Raw genomic sequence first — 17,175 nt, forward strand, 5'->3', positions numbered from 1 at the left:
TACTCTCGGGGCACTGCGACACCGTTTAGAGTGGGGTCATGAAGGATCTGCACGAGTACCGCGTCGGTGTCGAGTGGACGGGCAACCGCGGCACCGGCACGAGCGGGTATCGCGCGTACGGGCGCGAGCTGCTGATCCACGCCGAAGGGAAGGCTCCGCTCGAGGGCTCGGCGGATCCCACCTTTCACGGCGACCGCGACCGGTGGAACCCGGAGGAGCTCCTCGTCACCGCGCTCGCTCAGTGCCATATGCTCTCCTACCTGCACATGGCCGTGCGCGCCGGGGTCGTCGTCGTCGCGTACAGCGACGCCGCGACCGGAGTGATGCGGCAGCAGGGGATCGGCGGAGCCTTTGAAGAGGTCATCCTGCGTCCGCGCGTCACCGTTGCCGCGTCCGGCATGGTCGACGCGGCGCGGGCGGCGCACGCAGACGCGTTCGCAGCGTGCTTCATCGCGAACTCGGTGAACTTCCCGGTGCGGCACGAGCCGGAGATCGTGGTCGCCGCGGGGGAGTGAGGCCGGGCGACGTCGCGCGACCAGCTCAGCTCCCGGTTCCCAATACAATGGAACCCATGGCCAACCCCTCCTCGTTCTACTTGACGACCCCCATCTTCTACGTCAATGACGCCCCGCACATCGGGCACGCCTACACCGAAGTGGCCGCCGATGTGCTCGCTCGCTGGCACCGCCAGGCCGGGGACGACACCTGGTTCCTCACGGGCACGGACGAGCACGGTCAGAAGATCCTGCGCACCGCGACTGCGAACGGCGTCGCACCGAAGGAGTGGGCGGACCGTCTGGTCGAGTCGGCCTGGAAGCCCCTGCTCGATCTGATCGACATCTCCAACGACGACTTCATCCGCACGACCGACGCGCGCCACGAGGCCGGCGTCGCGAAGTTCCTGCAGAAGCTGCATGACGACGGCCACGTCTACGCGGGCGAGTTCGAAGCGCTCTACTGCGTCGGGTGCGAGGAGTTCAAGCCCAAGAGCGAGATCGTCGACGGCACCGGTGAGTTCGCGGGTCAGAAGGTCTGCGCCATCCACTCCAAGCCCCTGGAGCTGCTGCAGGAGAAGAACTACTTCTTCAAGATGAGCGCCTTCCAGGATCGTCTGCTCGCGCTCTACGAGGAGCGGCCCGACTTCGTGCAACCGGCCAGCGCGCGAAACGAGGTCATCGCGTTCGTGCAGCAGGGACTCGAGGATCTCTCGATCTCCCGCACCTCGTTCGACTGGGGCATTCCGATCCCGTGGGACGCATCGCACGTCACCTACGTCTGGTTCGACGCGCTGCTGAACTACGTCACAGCCATCGGCTACGGCCAGGACGATGAGGAGTTCGCGCGCCGGTGGCCGGCGAACCATCTCGTCGGCAAAGACATCCTGCGTTTCCACGCGGTGATCTGGCCGGCGATGCTCATGGCAGCAGGGCTCGAGGTGCCCAACCACGTCTTCGCCCACGGCTGGCTCCTCGTGGGCGGCGAGAAGATGTCGAAGTCGAAGCTCACCGGCATCGCGCCGAACGAGATCACCGATACGTTCGGCTCGGACGCGTTCCGCTACTACTTCATGCGAGCGATCTCCTTCGGGCACGACGGTTCGTTCAGCTGGGAGGATCTCGCGGCACGCTACCAGGCCGAACTCGCGAACGGTTTCGGCAACCTCGCGAGCCGGGTACTCGCGATGAACGCGAAGTACTTCGAGTCCCGAGTGCCGGAGGCGGCCGACGAAGCGCCTGCGGACGAGGCGATTCGCGAACTCGCGGCATCGGCGGCAGCGCGAGCCGACGAGCGCATGGATGCGTTCGCGATCCACGAGGCGATCGCCGCGATCTGGGAGCTCGTCGACGCGCTGAACGGGTACATCACCGAGCAGGAGCCCTGGGTGCTCGCGAAGGATCCGGGGCAGCGCGCGCGTCTCGGCACCGTGCTCTACACGGCGACCGAAGGGCTGCGCGTGCTCGCCGAGCTCCTCGCTCCGGTGGTGCCGCTCGCGACCTACAAGCTGTGGGCAGCGCTCGGCGCCGAGTCCGCGCTCGGCGCACTCGACGAGCAGCCGCTCCGCGATGCGGCCGTCTGGGGCAAGCTTGCGCCGGGCACCGAGCAGCAGCCGCTCACGGTGCTGTTCCCGCGGATCGAAGCCGACGAGACGGGCAAGTGAGTCAGGCTGCTGCAGCGGTTCCCGAGGGCGGGCTCCGCAAACGCAAGTCGGACGGGCGGGACCTCACGCGGCCTGCGGCTCCGGAGCCCCTGCCGCTGCCCGTATACGACAACCACACGCACCTCGAGTTCGAGGACGGTGTGGATCAGCTCGACCCGCTCGAGTCGCTGGCGCGTGCCGCTGCAGTCGGCGTGCAGGGAGTCGTGCAGGTCGGAACGGATCTCGAGACGAGCCGGTGGAGCGCGCAACTGGCGGCGAGCGACGCGCGCGTGCTGGCCGCGGTCGCACTCCACCCGAACGAGGCGCCGCGTGTCGCTGAGCTGGGGCTGCTGCACGAGCAGCTCTCCGAGATCGCCCGGCTCGCAGCTCAGCCTCGCGTGCGCGCGATCGGCGAGACCGGGCTCGACTTCTTCAGAACGGGCGAGGACGGGCGGGACGCGCAGATCGAATCGTTCGAGGCGCACATCGAAATCGCCAAGGCGAACGGCATCGCGTTGCAGATCCACGATCGCGATGCCCACGACGAGGTCGTGGCCACCCTGATCCGCGTGGGCGCACCCGAGCGCACGGTGTTCCACTGCTTCTCGGGCGATGCGCGCCTCGCGAAGATCTGCAACGACCACGGCTGGTACGTGTCGGTGGCCGGACCCTCGACCTTCAAGAACGCGCCGGTGCTCCGCGAGGCGATCGCCGTCGCGAAGCCAGAGCTCCTGCTGATGGAGACCGACGCCCCGTTCTTGACGCCGGAACCCTATCGCGGGCGGCCGAACGCGCCGTACCTGCTGCCCTACACGGTGCGGCGTCTGGCGGAGACCCTCGAGCGCCCCCTCGATGAGGTGTGCGCGCTCATCGCCGCCAATACTGAACGCGTGTACGGATCGTGGCAGCTCGAATCAGCTGAGGCGACTTCGTGAGCGACGAGAACCGCGAAGCGCCTGCGCTGCTCGGTCCGGCGCAGGTGCGCGAGCTCGCCGAGCGACTCGGCGTGTCGCCGACGAAGAAGCTCGGGCAGAACTTCGTCATCGACCCGAACACGGTGCGCAAGATCGTGCGGCTCGCCGGTGTGCAGCGGGGGGAGCGCGTGGTGGAGATCGGACCCGGGCTCGGTTCTCTGACGCTCGGACTGACCGAAACCGGCGCGGGCGTCACCGCTGTGGAGATCGATCACCGGCTCGCCGCCGAGCTCCCGGCGACGGTGGCTGCGATGCAGCCGGAGGTCTTCGCGGATGCGGAGCGCCCGCGTCTGAGTGTGGTGCGCAGTGATGCGCTCGACGTCACCGCCGAGGATTTCGCGGCCGACGCGACGCCCACGAAGCTCGTGGCGAATCTTCCGTACAACGTGTCGGTGCCGATCCTGATGCATCTGCTCGAATTGCTCCCCGACCTGCGCGGCGGCCTCGTGATGGTGCAGGCCGAAGTGGGGTACCGCATCGCCGCGCAGCCCGGATCGAAGGAGTACGGATCGCCGAGCGCGAAAGCGGCCTGGTACGGTCCGTGGCGCATCGCCGGCACCGTGAGCCGCAAGATCTTCTGGCCCGTGCCCGGCGTCGACTCCGTGCTCGTGGGATACGAGCGTCGAGACGAGCCTCGCGGCACCGAGGCCGAGCGGCGTCTGACCTTCGAGCTCGTCAACGCGGCATTCGCGCAGCGCCGGAAGATGCTGCGTCAAGCCCTGCAGCCGGTGCTGGGAGGGTTCGATCGCACCGTGGGCGTGATCACGGCAGCAGGGTCGAACCCCGCAGCGCGGGCGGAGGAACTCGCGATCGACGAGTTTCTCGCGATCGCCCGCGCGTCAGCCAGTGCTACGGAGTCCGGGGAGTAAGGCCGAGCGAGAGAGCGTGCAGGAGCTCGGTGAACCGCACGATGTCGCTGACGGTCCAACGTCCCATCGCGTCGCGGAGCTCGTGCTCCTTCTCGCCCCGAGTCATCGCGAGACGCTGCGTCCCGAACTCGCTCACTGAAATGCGGATCGACCGGCCGTCGCTCGGATCCGGCGCGCGGTCGATGAGGCCTCGCTCGTCGAGATCGCGGATCGTGCGGCTCATCTGCCCCTTGTCGGTGAGCAGTATCTCGGTGAGTTCGGAGAGCGTCGCACTCCCGACCCGGGAGATCGTCGTCAGCACCTTGTAGGCGCCGGGAAGCATCCCCTCGCTCACCTGCGACGCATTCGCCATCGCCGACCGGCGAAACTGAGTGAAGATGAGCTCGAACTCCCGCTCGAGCGCCTCGAAGGCCTGCGTGCGCGGGTCGCCCGCGGGGCTCCCACTGCGGTCCTCGTGCTCGGAAGCCGAGGAGGGCGCAGCGGGAGCCGCGGAAGCCGGACGCGTGGATGACGACATGTCGCTACTTCTCCGACGGCCGGTTCGGAGCGTCGTCGTCCTCGACCACGGGGATGCCACCGGTCGCGGTCAGCACCCCCATGCCCTCCGAGGTCGACACTGTGGCGAAGTCCGCCTCAGATGCGTGCGCACGCTCGCTGTTCGTCATGCTCGTGAGCGGGGTGTTCGGCAGGAAGATGATCGCGATGAGGCTGAGCACCGCGAACGGCACGGCGATGAGGAAGGAGTGCGAGATGCCCTGCGCGTAGACGTCTTCGACGATGATCCTGATCGCGTGCGGCATCGTCGAGACCTCTGGCAGAGCCCCCGACTTCAGCTGCTGCGCGACGGCGATGCCCTCTTCGCCGAGCGACTGGACCGCGGTGGCCATCTTGCGAAGGATGGATTCCGATCCCATGAGGTCGCTCACGCGGGCCGCCAGCGCTGCACCCATCACTGAGACGCCGATCGTGCCACCGAGACTGCGGAAGAACGTGACACCCGAACTGGATACGCCGATCTGCGCGGGATCCGCGGTGTTCTGCACGACGAGCACCAGGTTCTGCATCGTCATGCCGACGCCGGCGCCGAGCAGGAACATGTACAGGGAAACCAGAGCGAAGTTCGTGTCGTAATGGATGGTCGAGAGCATCGTCGAGCCGGCGATCAGCAGCACGGCCCCGACGATCAGGTACGGCTTCCACTTGCCGTACTTCGTGATGAGACCGCCGACGCCGATCGAGGCGAGCAGGAGGCCGGCGATCATGGGGATCGTCATGACGCCCGCCTGCGTCGGGGTGGCCCCGCGCGAGAGCTGCATGTACTGGCTCAGGAACACGGACGACCCGAACATGGCGATGCCGGTGGCGATCGAGGCGACGACGGCGAGCGTGAACGTGCGGCTGCGGAAGAGCGTCAACGGCACGAGGGGTTCTTTGGAGCGCAGTTCGACGATGATGAACAGCGTCGCGGCGACGAGGGCGCCGCCGACCATCAGGATGGTCGTCAGGCTCCACCAGTCGTAGTCGCGCCCGGCATTGGTCACCCAGATGAGCAGCAGCGATACCGACACGGAGAGGAGCACGATGCCGAAGTAGTCGATGCTGGTGCGCTTGCGCGGACGCTTGGGCAGGTGCAGGGTCTTCTGTACGATGAACAGCGCTGCGACGGCGAACGGCAGTGCGACGAAGAAGTTCCATCGCCAGTTGATCGAATCGGTGATGACGCCGCCGAGCAGCGGACCGCCGACGGTCGAGAGCGCCATGACGGCCCCGAAGAGGCCCATGTAGCGTCCGCGCTCGCGCGGGCTGATGATGTCGGCCATGATGACCTGGCTGAGGGCTGCGAGTCCGCCAGCGCCGATGCCCTGCACCGCGCGGAAGGCGATCATCGTGCCGGGGTCCTGCGAGAACCCGGCCGCGGCCGTCGCGAGCACGAAGATGCCGATCGCGAGTTGGAACAGGAGCTTGCGATTGAAGAGATCGGAGAGCTTGCCCCAGATCGGCGTCGAGATCGCGGTGGTGAGCAGTGTCGCGGTGACGACCCAGGTGTACGCGGCCTGATCGCCCTTGAGGTCGTGGATGATGACGGGCAGCGAGCTCGACACGACGGTCGAGGCCAGCATGGAGACGAACATGCCGAGGAGGAGCCCTGAGAGCGCCTCGAGGACCTGGCGATGCGTCATCTTCGGCGGTTCCGTGGGTGCGGATGCGGGGAGAGACATTGGTTCCTGATTCTGTGTGCTGCGGAGTGCTGTGAGCGTGAGAGCATCGGTTGATGCAAGTCAACAGTTGACGAAGATCAACCATACCACTTGGTTGACCGTTGTCAACTAACGAACGAGTGTGACACGCACGTCCGATCGGCGCCCGCGCTTGCGCTAGCGTAGGACCATGGGTAGGAGCCGAGGGGGCCCGGTCACGGTGCGCGCGCCAGGGAAGATCAACGTGTTCTTCCGCGTGGGCGCGCTGCAGCACGACGGGTACCACGACGTGGCCTCGCTCTACCAGGCCGTGTCGCTCTTCGAAGAGGTCACCGCCGTCGCCGCCGACGACTTCTCGATCCAGTTCGTCGGCCCCGTCGACGCCTCCGGGCTCCCGCGAGACGATTCGAATCTCGCGATCGCGGCGGCGAAGCTCTTGGCGCAGCGCACGGGATACGCGGGCGGCGTCGCGCTCACCGTGCTCAAGCGCGTGCCCATCGCCGGCGGCATGGGCGGCGGCTCCGCCGATGCGGCTGCCACGCTCGTCGCCTGCGACGAACTGTGGGGCACGGGCCTCGGCCGCGCAGGCCTCCTCCCGCTCGCCGCTGAACTGGGAGCGGACGTGCCGTTCGCGCTCGAAGGCGGCACCGCCGTCGGCACCGGACGAGGCGATGAACTCAGTCCGGCCCTCGCGAAGGGCGACTTCCACTGGGTGCTCGCGCTCTCCGACTCGGGACTCAGCACGCCGGTCGTGTACCGGACGCTCGACGAGCACCGCGACCGTCACGCCAGCGCACTCGGCCCGCAACCCGATCTCGTGAAAGTGGAGACGGCTGTGCTGCAGGCGGTGCGCGTCGGCGATGCCGACTCCCTCGCGGACGCGATGCACAACGATCTGCAGGTCGCGGCGCTCAAGCTCGCCCCTGAGCTCACCGAGATCCTCGAACTGGGGGAGTCGCGGGGCGCCCTGGCGGGAATCGTGTCCGGATCCGGCCCGACCATCGCGTTCCTCGTCGGCACGCCGCAGGAGGCGGCCGAAGTGCGTGCGGTGCTCGGCCGGCGCGGCTTCCGGGCGCTCATCGTGTCGGGGCCCGTGCCCGGCGCGCGCGTCATCTGAGCGGGATCGCCGCGACGCTCGACATCCTGCTGATCCTCCCCGGGAATACGCGCGACCCGCTCGGCGCTGCACCGTGTGTGAATGAAACACTGCCAGCGGGCGAGACGATCCGCGTCGATATCTGGTCCGACATCGCCTGCCCCTGGTGCTATCTCGGCAAGCACCGCTTCGATGCCGCGGTGCGCGCGTTCCGCGAGCAGCACCCCGGCGTCGCAGTCGAGGTCGAGAGCCACAGCTTCGAACTCGCGCCCGACACCCCGTTGGACTTCTCCGGCAGCGAGATCGACTTCCTGGTGCGGCACAAGGGCATGCCTGCAGCGCAGGTCGAGCAGATGCTCGGGCAAATGACCGAGCTCGGCGCCACCGAGGATGTCGAGTTCCGGTTCCCAGACGTCAAGCACGCGAACACGCAGCGCGCCCACCGAGTACTGCACCTCGCACGGGATCGCGGCGTGCAGGCGGAGGTGCAGGAGCGTCTGTTCCGCGCGTACTTCGCGGAGGGCGAGAACATGTCCGACGCCGATGCGCTCGCGCGGCTCGGCGCCGAGGCGGGGCTCGACGCCGATGAGGTGCGGGCAGCGCTCGATGACGAGGCGTACGGCGAGGCGGTGCAGCGCGACATCGTGCGCGCGCGGCAGCTCGGCATCACCGGCGTTCCGTTCTTCCTGCTCGACGGGCAGTACGGGGTCTCGGGCGCGCAATCAGCAGAGGCGTTCGCGAACGTCTTCGACCAGGTGCTCGGGTTCCAGCGTGGCGATGCGCCGGCCGGCACGGTCTAGACTCGTCCACATTCAGAAGGAGCACAAGATGACTGAACAGCACCGCACCGAGACCACCGCAGGAGACGCACCGTCGGTCGGATCGGAGACGGGCCTCGAAGGCGCCGCATCGTTCGCCGACGCCGAGACGCGAGAGATCCTGAACCTGCTGGGCGACAGCGAGTCGGGCGGATCTTGCTGCGGCGGGTCGTGCTGCGCGGCCTAGAGCGATGAGGCGCGGGCTTCTGAGGCCTGCTACCCGGGCGTCTGCTCCGCATCGGGCGTCGAGGCCGGAAGGTCGTCGCAGTTCGGGGTCGCCGGCTTGCCTTCCCAGCGGTCGAGCGTCCACTGCACGATCTGCGGAGTGAGCGGCGAGTCCGCCGCCACCAGGGTGTTGTGACTGAGGCCGGGGAACGTGCGGTAGTCGATGTCGACGCCGTCCGTGCAACGCGCCTCGACCCAGTCGCGCTGCATCTCCGGGCGGACGAGCGGATCCGCCCGACCCTGGGCGACGAGTACCGGGGCGGGGAACGGGCCGACAGGCGTCTGCGCCTTCAGGCGATCGCCGAACTCGCCGTTCAGCAGGCGGTCGGGGAAGATCTGATTCGGGATCTGCGACCCCCGCAGGATCGCCGCGAGCACGTCGCTGCCGTTGAAGCACAGAGAGCGGATGTGCTCGACCGGGCCCTGTGATCCCGGCGTGAGCTGCGATTTCAGATCGAGGTCGGGGTACAGCCGCGCCCATGTCGTCGCGATGTACGCGGAGACGGTCTTGCCGGCGGCGTCGTTCTTGTCGACCTCGGCGAGCCCGAACAGGTCGGCTGCCGGCGCGAAGGCCGCGACCCCGCGCACGGTGAGCTCCGGCGCGTAGTCCTCGGCGATCTGCCCGGTCCAGAGCGCGCCCTGCCCGCCCTGCGAATGTCCCCAGACGACCGTCTCCGTGGTCGTCGTGACGGCGTCGAGCTGCTGCACGGCTCGCGAGGCGTCGAGCACATTCCGGGCCTCCGCGTCTCCGACGAGGTAGGGGTGCACGCCGCGGGTGCCGAGCCCGACGTAGTCGGACGTGACGGCGACCCAGCCGTGCTGCGCGACCATCTCGGCGAGAGCGGTACCGGCTCCGTCCGAGAACGGCGCGGCACTCATGGAGGGCGCGCACTGCGCTACGACGCCCGTCGTACCGTGAGCGATGCTGAGCAGGGGCAGCGGACGTTTCGTCGGCTCGACCGGGGCGAGCACGGTGCCGCTCGAGACGGCGGGCGTGCCGTCGGGGTGCGTGGTCGTGTACAGGATCTTCCAGGCTCGCGCGCCCTCGGGCACCCCGGAGTCGAGCGGCTCGGAGCGCAGCAGCTGACCCGGGGCGCCCGGTACGTCCGCAGGCGGCGAGTAGAACGCGCCAGGCTGGGGCATCGGCGACCCTCCGAGCACGGTGCCGCTGCCCCAGGCGAGCAGCGCGGCGGCTGCGAGCGACGCGACGGCGCCCACGGTTCTGGCCCATCGACGCAGTCGCGAGGGCCGCGCACCGGTGCGGGATGATGCATCGCGAACCGGCGCGCCGACCTCGAGCGCACCTCCGACTCGGGCGGATCGCAGCCGCACCACTGCATCCCAGATGGCGTGCAGGCCGACCGCGACCAGCCACAGTGCGAGTCCGAGCCTGAAGACTGTCAGCGTCAGCACCGGCCAGGAGAAGGCGACGACGCCGAGCACGATCGTCGCCGCACCCATGATCGCCGACGCGGCGCGGGCGTCGGCGTGCCACCCATCGCGGCCGGTGATCGCGTTCCACAGCGCGAGCGCGCCGTGCACGACGAGCGCGGCGCCGACGAGGAACGCGAGCCAGGGCGCACCCGCGTCGGGCCAGAGCGCCATCAGCGCGCCGAGCGCGACGAGCGCACCGCCGACCAGTCGCGTGAGCGAAGGGATCCGCGGCGCGCCCTCGGGTCCTCCGACCGCGGGCGAGGGGCGGAAGAACGACCCCGCCCCGACGCTGATGAGCCCGAGCCCCGTGATGATCGCGATGCCGTGCACGGTGACGGGAGCGAAGATCAGCGCCGCTCCCAGCGCGACGGCAGCAGCACCGAACAGCACTTGCGACGCGGTGCGTGAGAACCTGGATGTCACCGGTGGCCTTCCCTGGCTGGATCCGCGAGGAGCGGGTCTGACTCGATCCATCGCGCGACCGCGACATCGCCAGTGTAGTGAGACTCCTGCGGCACGACTACGCTGGGAAACATATGGCGCATTTACTGGGAGCCGAGGCCCTGCACCTCGAAGTACCGACCAAGACCGTGTTCGACTCGGTCACGCTCGGCGTGGCCGAAGGGGACCGCATCGGCATTGTCGGGCGCAATGGCGACGGCAAGTCGAGCCTGCTGATGATGCTGGCCGGTCGGCGCGAGCCCGACGGCGGCAAAGTGACGCTGCGCGGCGGGACGACGATCGGCGTGCTCGATCAAGCCGACGTGTTCGAGGCGGGCCAGACGGTGGGCCGTACGGTCGTCGGCGACCGCGAGGAGTACGAGTGGGCGAGCGACCCGCAAGCGCGCGAGGTGATCGCCGGCCTCATCTCGGACCTCGACTGGGAGGCTCCGCTCGACGCGCTCTCCGGCGGTCAGCGCCGACGGGTGGCGCTCGCGCGGCTGCTCGTGCAGCAGTACGACATCGTCTTCCTCGACGAGCCGACGAACCACCTCGACGTCGAGGGCATCGCCTGGCTCGCGAATCACCTGCAGCGCCGCTGGCCGAAGGGCCAGGGCGCCCTGCTCGTCGTCACGCACGATCGGTGGTTCCTCGATGAGGTCTGCAATATGACCTGGGAGGTGCACGATCGCATCGTCGAACCGTTCGAGGGCGGGTACGCCGCGTACATCCTGCAGCGCGTCGAGCGGGACCGGCAGGCGGCGACCATCGAGCAGAAGCGGCAGAATCTCGCGCGCAAGGAGCTCGCCTGGCTGCGCCGCGGTGCGCCTGCTCGCACGTCGAAGCCCAAGTTCCGCATCGACGCGGCGAACGAGCTGATCGCAGACGTTCCCGAGATCCGGGACCGCGTGTCGCTGCAGTCGATGGCCGTCGCCCGTCTCGGGAAAGAGGTCGTCAACCTCGTCGAAGCGGGAGTCGCCTACGACGGCAGGGTGATCATCGAGGACGTCGACTGGTTGCTCGCCCCGGGTGAGCGCACGGGAATACTCGGCGTGAACGGAGCGGGCAAATCGACGCTGCTCGGCCTGATCTCCGGCACCGTCGAGCCGACGTCCGGGCGCGTCAAGCGCGGCAAGACCGTGCAGGTGGCGACCCTCACCCAGCGTCTCGACGAGCTCGAGGAGCATCTCCAGGATCCGGTGCGCAAGGTGATCGACGGCCTGCGCACGAGCTTCACCGTCGGCAGCGGATCGAAGGCACAGGATCTCACGCCGGGTCAGCTGCTCGAGCGCATGGGCTTCACGAGCGCGCAGCTGTCGACGCCCGTGAAGGATCTCTCCGGTGGGCAGAAGCGCCGACTGCAGCTCCTGCTGATCCTGCTCAACCAGCCCAACGTGCTGATCCTCGACGAGCCGACGAACGACCTCGACACCGACATGCTGGCCGCCATGGAGGATCTGCTCGACTCCTGGCCGGGCACCCTCATCGTGGTGTCGCACGACCGGTACTTCCTGGAGCGCGTCACCGATCAGCAGTACGCCATTCTCGACCGGCACCTTCGGCACCTGCCGGGCGGTGTCGACCAGTACCTCGAACTGCGCAGTCGGGAGCAGTCGGGGTCGGCGGCGTCGTCGTCCGGATCGGCATCGCAATCGACGGGGAGCACCGCGTCGCAGGCGGCCGGAGCCGCACGCAAGCCGGCGCTCGGGGGCGCGGAGCGGCGTGCCGCAGAGAAGGAGTTGTCGGCCGTCGAGCGCAAGATGGAGCGGTTGCAGCGCGATGCCGCGCAGGCGCGCACCGGCCTCGCGGCGATGGATCAGGGCGACTACACGAAGCTCAACGCCGAGATGACGAAGATCACCGCGATCGAAGACGAGGTCGCGGCCCTCGAGGAACGGTGGCTGGAGCTGTCGGGCGCGCTGGAGTAGGCGGCTCCTCGATGCACGTTCTCGATCCGCTCACGGCCGCTGACGAGCGCGCGCTCGCCGCAGTGCTCGATGAGCACTTCGACGTCGAGGCGGTGCACTGGCAGCGGCTCGGCGGCGAACTCGACATCAATTATCGAGCGACCCTTGCGGACGGGGGCGCCCGATTCGTGCGCCTCTCACCCACGCCTCTCGACGAGGCGACCTTCGCGTGGCAGAACGCCGTGCTCGAACAGCTCGAGGAGCGCCCCCTCCCGGTCGCGACCCCGGTCTTGCAGCGCGCTGCAGACGGGTCGGTCGCGAAGCCGTTCGTCGCAAGGGACGGCCGCGCGCTTCGTGCGCGGGTGACGAGCTGGGTCGCCGGCACCAGCGTCGCCGAACTCGGCGGCACCGACGCGGCATATCGCCGGAGTCTCGGAGCGCTCGCCGCCGAGGTTCCGCGCAGTCTTCACTCGCTCGCGGAACGACACGACGGCCAGAATCTGCACCACTGGATGGCTGACCGCGCGGGCGATTCGATCAGAAGCACCTGGGATGCGGTCATCGACCCGGCACGACGGGCGCTGCTGGAGGAAGTCCTCCGCCGATTCGACGTCATCGAGCCGAAGCTCTCGACGCTCCCGCGAGCCGTCGTGCACCAGGACCTCCACGACTTCAATCTGCTCGCGGAGCGGCGTCAGGACGGCGCCGTCAGCATCATGGGCATCGTCGACTTCAACGATGCCGTCGCGACCGTGCGGATCGCCGAGCTCGCCGTTGCGGCGGCCTATGCGGCGCTGCGCCAAGGCGACGCGTTCGCGGCCTTCGCCGATGTCGTGTCGGGCTACGTCGCGCACTGCTCGCTCACGGCTGAGGAGATCGAGGTGCTGTACCCGCTCGCCGTCGCCCGACTCGCGGTGAACGCGAGCACGTGGACGCACCGGGGCCGTGAGGGCAACCGCGCCTACGCCGAGGCGCGCATGGCCGCCACCTGGCCGGCGCTCGAGCAGCTGCTCCGCGTCGCACCCGCGGAGGCCGCAGCGCGCTTCGCCGCAGAGCCCCTCCCGGAGCGCTGAGACGGACGGGGCGGACTAGCGCGAGAGCGCGCCCGCGAGCGACTCCAGCAGCCGAGGGGCGTGCTCGTCGCCGAAGACGAGCGGAGGCCGAATCTTGAGCACGTTGGCCTGCGGCCCCGATGCGCTGATGAGCACGCGATCAGCGCGCATGCGATTGACCACGGCGGCTGCGAGAGTCGGATCCGCCACGCCCTCGTCGTCCACCACCTCGAGCGCGAAGAACAAGCCGGAGCCGCGCACGGCGCCGATGCTGTCATTGGCCAGAGCGATCCCTCGCAGCTCTGAGAGCATGCGTGCGCCGAGCGTCGCCGCACGCGCGATCAGGTCTCGCTCGGTGATCTCGTCGAGCACGGCCTGGCCAGCGGCGACGCTCACGTGATTGCCGCCGAACGTGTTGAAGAACCGCATGTCGGCGCCGAAGCGGTCGAGGAGCTCGGGGCGGGAGAAGAGTGCGGCGATGGGCAGGCCGTTGCCCATGGGCTTGCCGGCGACGACGAGGTCGGGTGTGACCTCGTGCTGCGGAAAGCCCCACCAGGCGCCGGTGCGCCCGAACCCGGTCTGCACCTCGTCCGCGATGTAGAGGCCGCCCTGCGCGCGGATCTCCGTCGCCGCGCCGCGCAGCAATCCGGGCGCCGTTCCCTGCAGTCCGTCGCTCGAGAGAATCGAGTCGACGATGAGCCCGGCAGGCTCGTGGCCGCGCGATCGCAGCGCATCCGCCGCCTCGCGCACGCGCACGGCGAGCGCGGCCGCAGCCCGGTCGGGGGACTCCCGGGCGAGATCGGGCGCTGCGATGAGTTCGACATCGTTGGGTATCGGATTGTTCGGGCCGAGGCTCGGTGAGATGGCCGCCGCCGCCGCGGTCGTGCCGTGATAGGCGTGCGCCGTCGCGATGATGCCCCGGCGGCCCGTCACGTGCCGGGCGACGCGCAGCGCGAGGTCGACGGCCTCGCTGCCGGTGCAGACGAAGACGGCCTGCTCGAGACCGTGCCCCAGGAGCCCGGTGACGCGTTCGGCATAGGCGACGACCTCGTCGCCCAGATAGCGGGTGTGCGTGTTGACTCTGCCGAGCTGGGCAGCCACGCGCTGCTGCACGATCGGGTTCGCGTGACCGACCACCGGCACATTGTTGTACGCGTCGAGGAACGCGTCGCCCTCGGCGTCGTAGAGCCACACGCCCTCGCCACGCACGAAGTGCACCGGCCGGTCGTAGAAGAGCCGGTAGGCGGCGCCCATCGCGCGGGTTCGCCGCGCGATGAGCTGCGCGTCCGCTGGCGAGAGATCGGCCGCGCGTCCCGGGTCGAAGCTGTTGGCCATGTGCATTTCGCGTGCGACGCTCATCGTGTCCCTCCTCGCCGGCCGTCCGGCAGCGGCCCCCGCCCCACTGTATCCCGCGCCCGTGAACGATCCAGTACTCCGCAGCGCACCACTCTGCCGCACAATGGAGTCATGCACGATCCGCGTTGGCTCCAGCTCATCGATCGCGTGCGCGCGGACACGCCGAGGCTGCTCGACGACTTCTTGATGGAGCTGAGCACGCACGAGGGGTACGTCGGCGACGCGGTCGCGGCAGAGGATATCGAGCGCACCGCGCGGAACGCGTTCGCGCTGTTCGCCTCGCGCCTCGCCGCTGAGGCCGGGGCGGAGGCGCCGTCGGACTTCGCCGAGGCGCTCGGGCGACGCCGCGCGCGGCAGGGGGTGCGCGTCGAGCGCTTCATGGAAGCGGTGCGCATCAACTTCCGAGTGCTCTGGCGAGGGCTCGAACGGGCGGCCCAGCCCGACCTCACCGACGCGCTGCTGGCCCACGGCGAGCTCGTGCTCGACGTCGTCGAACGCTACGCGACGGAGGTGCAGCGCTCGTTCCTCGAGGAATCGGACTCGATGACGCAGCAGCGGCGAACGGCGAAGGAACGGGCGCGATCGAGACTGTTCTCCGGGCAGGCCGACGGCGACGAACTGGTGGCGATCGCGCACCTGCTGCGACTCTCATCGTCGGTCGAATACGAGATGCTCGCCACGACGCGCGACGGGGACCGGTTGGCGCGGGAGGTGCTCGAGAGCGGCGGCCAGTACGTCGACGACGGGGGCACGACCGTACTGCTGCGTCCACGACGCGGGCCCATCGACTGGGTCGACGCCGATCCTGCCCTCTGCGGCGGCTACCTCTCGCGCGTGGGCGGTCTCGACCGCGTCGGGCGAGCGGCGACCATCGCGATCGACCTCGCCGAGCGCGCTGACGACGGAGCGGTCTTCCGACTGCGCGACGGCTTCGCCTCGATCGCTCGCGAGACGATGCTCGAGCGGGTCGACGGATTCATGCACGAACTGACCGGAGCCTTCGACGCGCTTCCCGATGCAGAGCGGGAGCGCCTCGCGGTGACGCTGCGCGCGTTCATCCGCACGGGTTCGATGCAGCGCACGGCTGAGGAGCTCTTCTTCCACCGCAACACCGTGCTCAAGCGGTTGCGCGTCTTCCAGGACCTCAGCGGCCTCGACGTCACCGTGCCGCGCGATGCCGCGATCGCGATGGTGATCCTCGACCTCTGAGGGGGTGAGACGGGTGTCCGAATGCACACGAAGCGACGGCAAGCGGAGGCGATCCGACACGGATCGGCGGCGCTTCTGGCCATAGCCTCGGAGCATGCGGAATGACCCGCGGCCGGTGACCTGCGCGCCGCCGGCGAGCACACCGGACCCGGAGGCCCCATGATCTCGACCACGCAGACCCAGCGCATCCTCGACGCCGTCGACGCCGCATTCGACGAGCAGGTGCGCGCGACCGCCGACCTGGTCTCCGCGCCATCGTTGCGCGCGGACGAGGAAGCCGCGCAAGACCTCATCGAGGGGCGCATGGCCGCGCTCGGCCTCGACATCGACCGCTGGACGATCGGTTCGCCCGAACTCGAATCGCATCCCGGGTACGGGCCGTCCACCGTCGACTACTCGGGGATGACGAACGTGGTCGGAACCTACACGCCGGCGCGAGAGGCTGGCCGATCGCTGATTCTGAACGGTCACATCGACGTCGTGCCGGAGGGGCCGGAAGCGCAGTGGTCGCGCTCGCCGTGGGACGCCGAGGTGCGCGACGGATGGATGTACGGTCGCGGCGCCGGTGACATGAAGGCCGGGCTCATCGCGAATCTGTTCGCGTTCGATGCGCTGCGCCGCGCCGGCCTGGCGCCGACCGCCCGCGTGCACCTGCAATCGGTCGTCGAGGAGGAGTGCACCGGCAACGGTTCGCTCGCCGCACTGCTGCGCGGCTACGAAGCCGACGCCGTCATCATCTCGGAACCCGAGGAGGACGCGCTCGTCCGCGCGAACGTCGGCGTCCTGTGGTGCACCATTCGGGTGAGCGGCGAGCCGACCCATCCGCGTGAGATGGCGAACGGCTTCAACGCCATCGACGCGGCCTACGAGGTGATCGAGGCGCTTCGCGGGCTGGAGCAGGAATGGAATGCCGAGCAGTCACAGCACCGGTACTTCGAGGATCTCGATCACCCGATCAACTTCAACATCGGCGGCATCCGAGGCGGAGACTGGCCGTCGAGCGTTCCGGCGTGGTGCGAACTGAGGCTTCGCGTGGCGCTGTACCCCGGCATGGCCGCCGCGGATGCGCACGCCGCGGTCGAGCAGTGCGTGCGTGCGGCCGCGTCGGGCGCCGAGGATCGCCGCCCGTTCGACGTCGAGGTGACGCCCGACGGGTTCTACGCTGAGGGCTACGTGCTCGAACCGGGCAGCGACGCCGAGGCGGTGCTCGAGCGGACGCACCGGGCCGCGTTCGGGCGCGAGCTCACCAGTTTCACCACGCCGGGCTACCTCGATGGTCGCGTGTTCGTGAACTACGGCAACACGCCGACGCTCGTGTACGGGCCGGTATCCGAGAACATCCACGGGTTCGACGAGCGCGTCAGCATCGAGTCGATTCGCCGTTGCACGCAGTCGATGGCGCTCTTCATCGCCGAATGGTGCGGGGTCGAAGAAATCGATTGAGCCGGGAGGGGCGCGT

Annotated in this window: 15 protein-coding genes; 11 read left to right on the forward strand and 4 right to left on the reverse strand. The window is 69.0% G+C overall.

All coding sequences use genetic code 11. The features are described from left to right. The first annotated feature begins 38 nt into the window (after nt 1-38). Genes WFH23_RS12880 through rsmA form a run of 4 tightly spaced genes read left to right on the forward strand, consistent with a single transcriptional unit; the run spans nt 39 to nt 3,980 of the window. Nucleotides 39-515 carry an OsmC family protein gene (locus tag WFH23_RS12880; RefSeq protein WP_090150366.1) on the forward strand — a complete coding sequence of 159 codons (477 nt, stop codon included), beginning with the start codon at nt 39-41 and terminating at the stop codon, nt 513-515. Between the two features lie 56 nt (nt 516-571). Continuing rightward, entirely contained in the window at nt 572-2,158 is a 1,587-nt protein-coding gene (gene metG, locus WFH23_RS12885) for a methionine--tRNA ligase (protein ID WP_336662826.1), read from the forward strand. Further along, complete coding sequence (locus WFH23_RS12890) at nt 2,155-3,072, forward strand: TatD family hydrolase (RefSeq protein ID WP_200331635.1); 918 nt, start codon at nt 2,155-2,157, stop codon at nt 3,070-3,072. The genes metG and WFH23_RS12890 overlap by 4 nt, the downstream gene beginning before the upstream one ends. Continuing rightward, a complete protein-coding gene (rsmA, locus tag WFH23_RS12895; RefSeq protein ID WP_336662827.1) occupies nt 3,069-3,980 on the forward strand; it encodes a 16S rRNA (adenine(1518)-N(6)/adenine(1519)-N(6))-dimethyltransferase RsmA in 912 nt (303 codons plus the stop codon). The genes WFH23_RS12890 and rsmA overlap by 4 nt, the downstream gene beginning before the upstream one ends. On the opposite strand, the gene WFH23_RS12900 is transcribed toward rsmA, so the two are convergent. Together WFH23_RS12900 and WFH23_RS12905 are read right to left on the reverse strand one after the other, a co-directional pair. Beyond that, a complete protein-coding gene (locus WFH23_RS12900; RefSeq protein WP_211648666.1) occupies nt 3,961-4,497 on the reverse strand; it encodes a MarR family winged helix-turn-helix transcriptional regulator in 537 nt (178 codons plus the stop codon). The genes rsmA and WFH23_RS12900 overlap by 20 nt on opposite strands. Before the next feature lie 4 nt (nt 4,498-4,501). Then, entirely contained in the window at nt 4,502-6,199 is a 1,698-nt protein-coding gene (locus WFH23_RS12905; RefSeq protein ID WP_090150352.1) for a DHA2 family efflux MFS transporter permease subunit, read from the reverse strand. 169 nt (nt 6,200-6,368) lie between these two features. Between WFH23_RS12905 and WFH23_RS12910 the strand changes: the two genes are divergently transcribed. From WFH23_RS12910 to WFH23_RS12920, 3 genes are all read left to right on the forward strand, one after another. Continuing rightward, nucleotides 6,369-7,295 (forward strand): 4-(cytidine 5'-diphospho)-2-C-methyl-D-erythritol kinase, encoded by a 927-nt coding sequence (locus WFH23_RS12910; protein WP_211648663.1) that lies wholly within the window; start codon nt 6,369-6,371, stop codon nt 7,293-7,295. Nucleotides 7,296-7,372: 77 nt separating this feature from the next. After that, on the forward strand, nt 7,373-8,074 hold the full coding sequence (locus WFH23_RS12915; protein ID WP_090150346.1) for a DsbA family oxidoreductase: 702 nt from the start codon (nt 7,373-7,375) through the stop codon (nt 8,072-8,074). A 28-nt stretch (nt 8,075-8,102) separates the two neighbouring features. Further along, a complete protein-coding gene (locus WFH23_RS12920; RefSeq protein WP_200331644.1) occupies nt 8,103-8,279 on the forward strand; it encodes a hypothetical protein in 177 nt (58 codons plus the stop codon). A gap of 29 nt (nt 8,280-8,308) precedes the next feature. On the opposite strand, the gene WFH23_RS12925 is transcribed toward WFH23_RS12920, so the two are convergent. After that, nucleotides 8,309-10,174 carry a lipase family protein gene (locus WFH23_RS12925; protein WP_336662828.1) on the reverse strand — a complete coding sequence of 622 codons (1,866 nt, stop codon included), beginning with the start codon at nt 10,172-10,174 and terminating at the stop codon, nt 8,309-8,311. 113 nt (nt 10,175-10,287) lie between these two features. On the opposite strand from WFH23_RS12925, the gene WFH23_RS12930 reads away from it, so the two are divergent. Then, on the forward strand, nt 10,288-12,120 hold the full coding sequence (locus WFH23_RS12930) for an ABC-F family ATP-binding cassette domain-containing protein (RefSeq protein WP_336662829.1): 1,833 nt from the start codon (nt 10,288-10,290) through the stop codon (nt 12,118-12,120). A gap of 11 nt (nt 12,121-12,131) precedes the next feature. Beyond that, the gene (locus tag WFH23_RS12935) at nt 12,132-13,172 is read left to right on the forward strand and encodes a phosphotransferase (protein WP_336662830.1); all 1,041 of its coding nucleotides are present in this window, start codon (nt 12,132-12,134) and stop codon (nt 13,170-13,172) included. Nucleotides 13,173-13,187: 15 nt separating this feature from the next. On the opposite strand, the gene WFH23_RS12940 is transcribed toward WFH23_RS12935, so the two are convergent. Beyond that, entirely contained in the window at nt 13,188-14,510 is a 1,323-nt protein-coding gene (locus WFH23_RS12940; RefSeq protein ID WP_336662831.1) for an aspartate aminotransferase family protein, read from the reverse strand. A gap of 108 nt (nt 14,511-14,618) precedes the next feature. Between WFH23_RS12940 and WFH23_RS12945 the strand changes: the two genes are divergently transcribed. Next, on the forward strand, nt 14,619-15,716 hold the full coding sequence (locus tag WFH23_RS12945) for a helix-turn-helix domain-containing protein (protein WP_336662833.1): 1,098 nt from the start codon (nt 14,619-14,621) through the stop codon (nt 15,714-15,716). Between the two features lie 159 nt (nt 15,717-15,875). Next, on the forward strand, nt 15,876-17,159 hold the full coding sequence (locus tag WFH23_RS12950; RefSeq protein ID WP_336662834.1) for an ArgE/DapE family deacylase: 1,284 nt from the start codon (nt 15,876-15,878) through the stop codon (nt 17,157-17,159). Nucleotides 17,160-17,175 lie beyond the last annotated feature (16 nt).

Origin of the sequence: Leucobacter sp. USHLN154 (assembly GCF_037145595.1) — a bacterium.
In the GTDB taxonomy this organism is placed as follows: Bacteria; Actinomycetota; Actinomycetes; order Actinomycetales; family Microbacteriaceae; genus Leucobacter; species Leucobacter alluvii.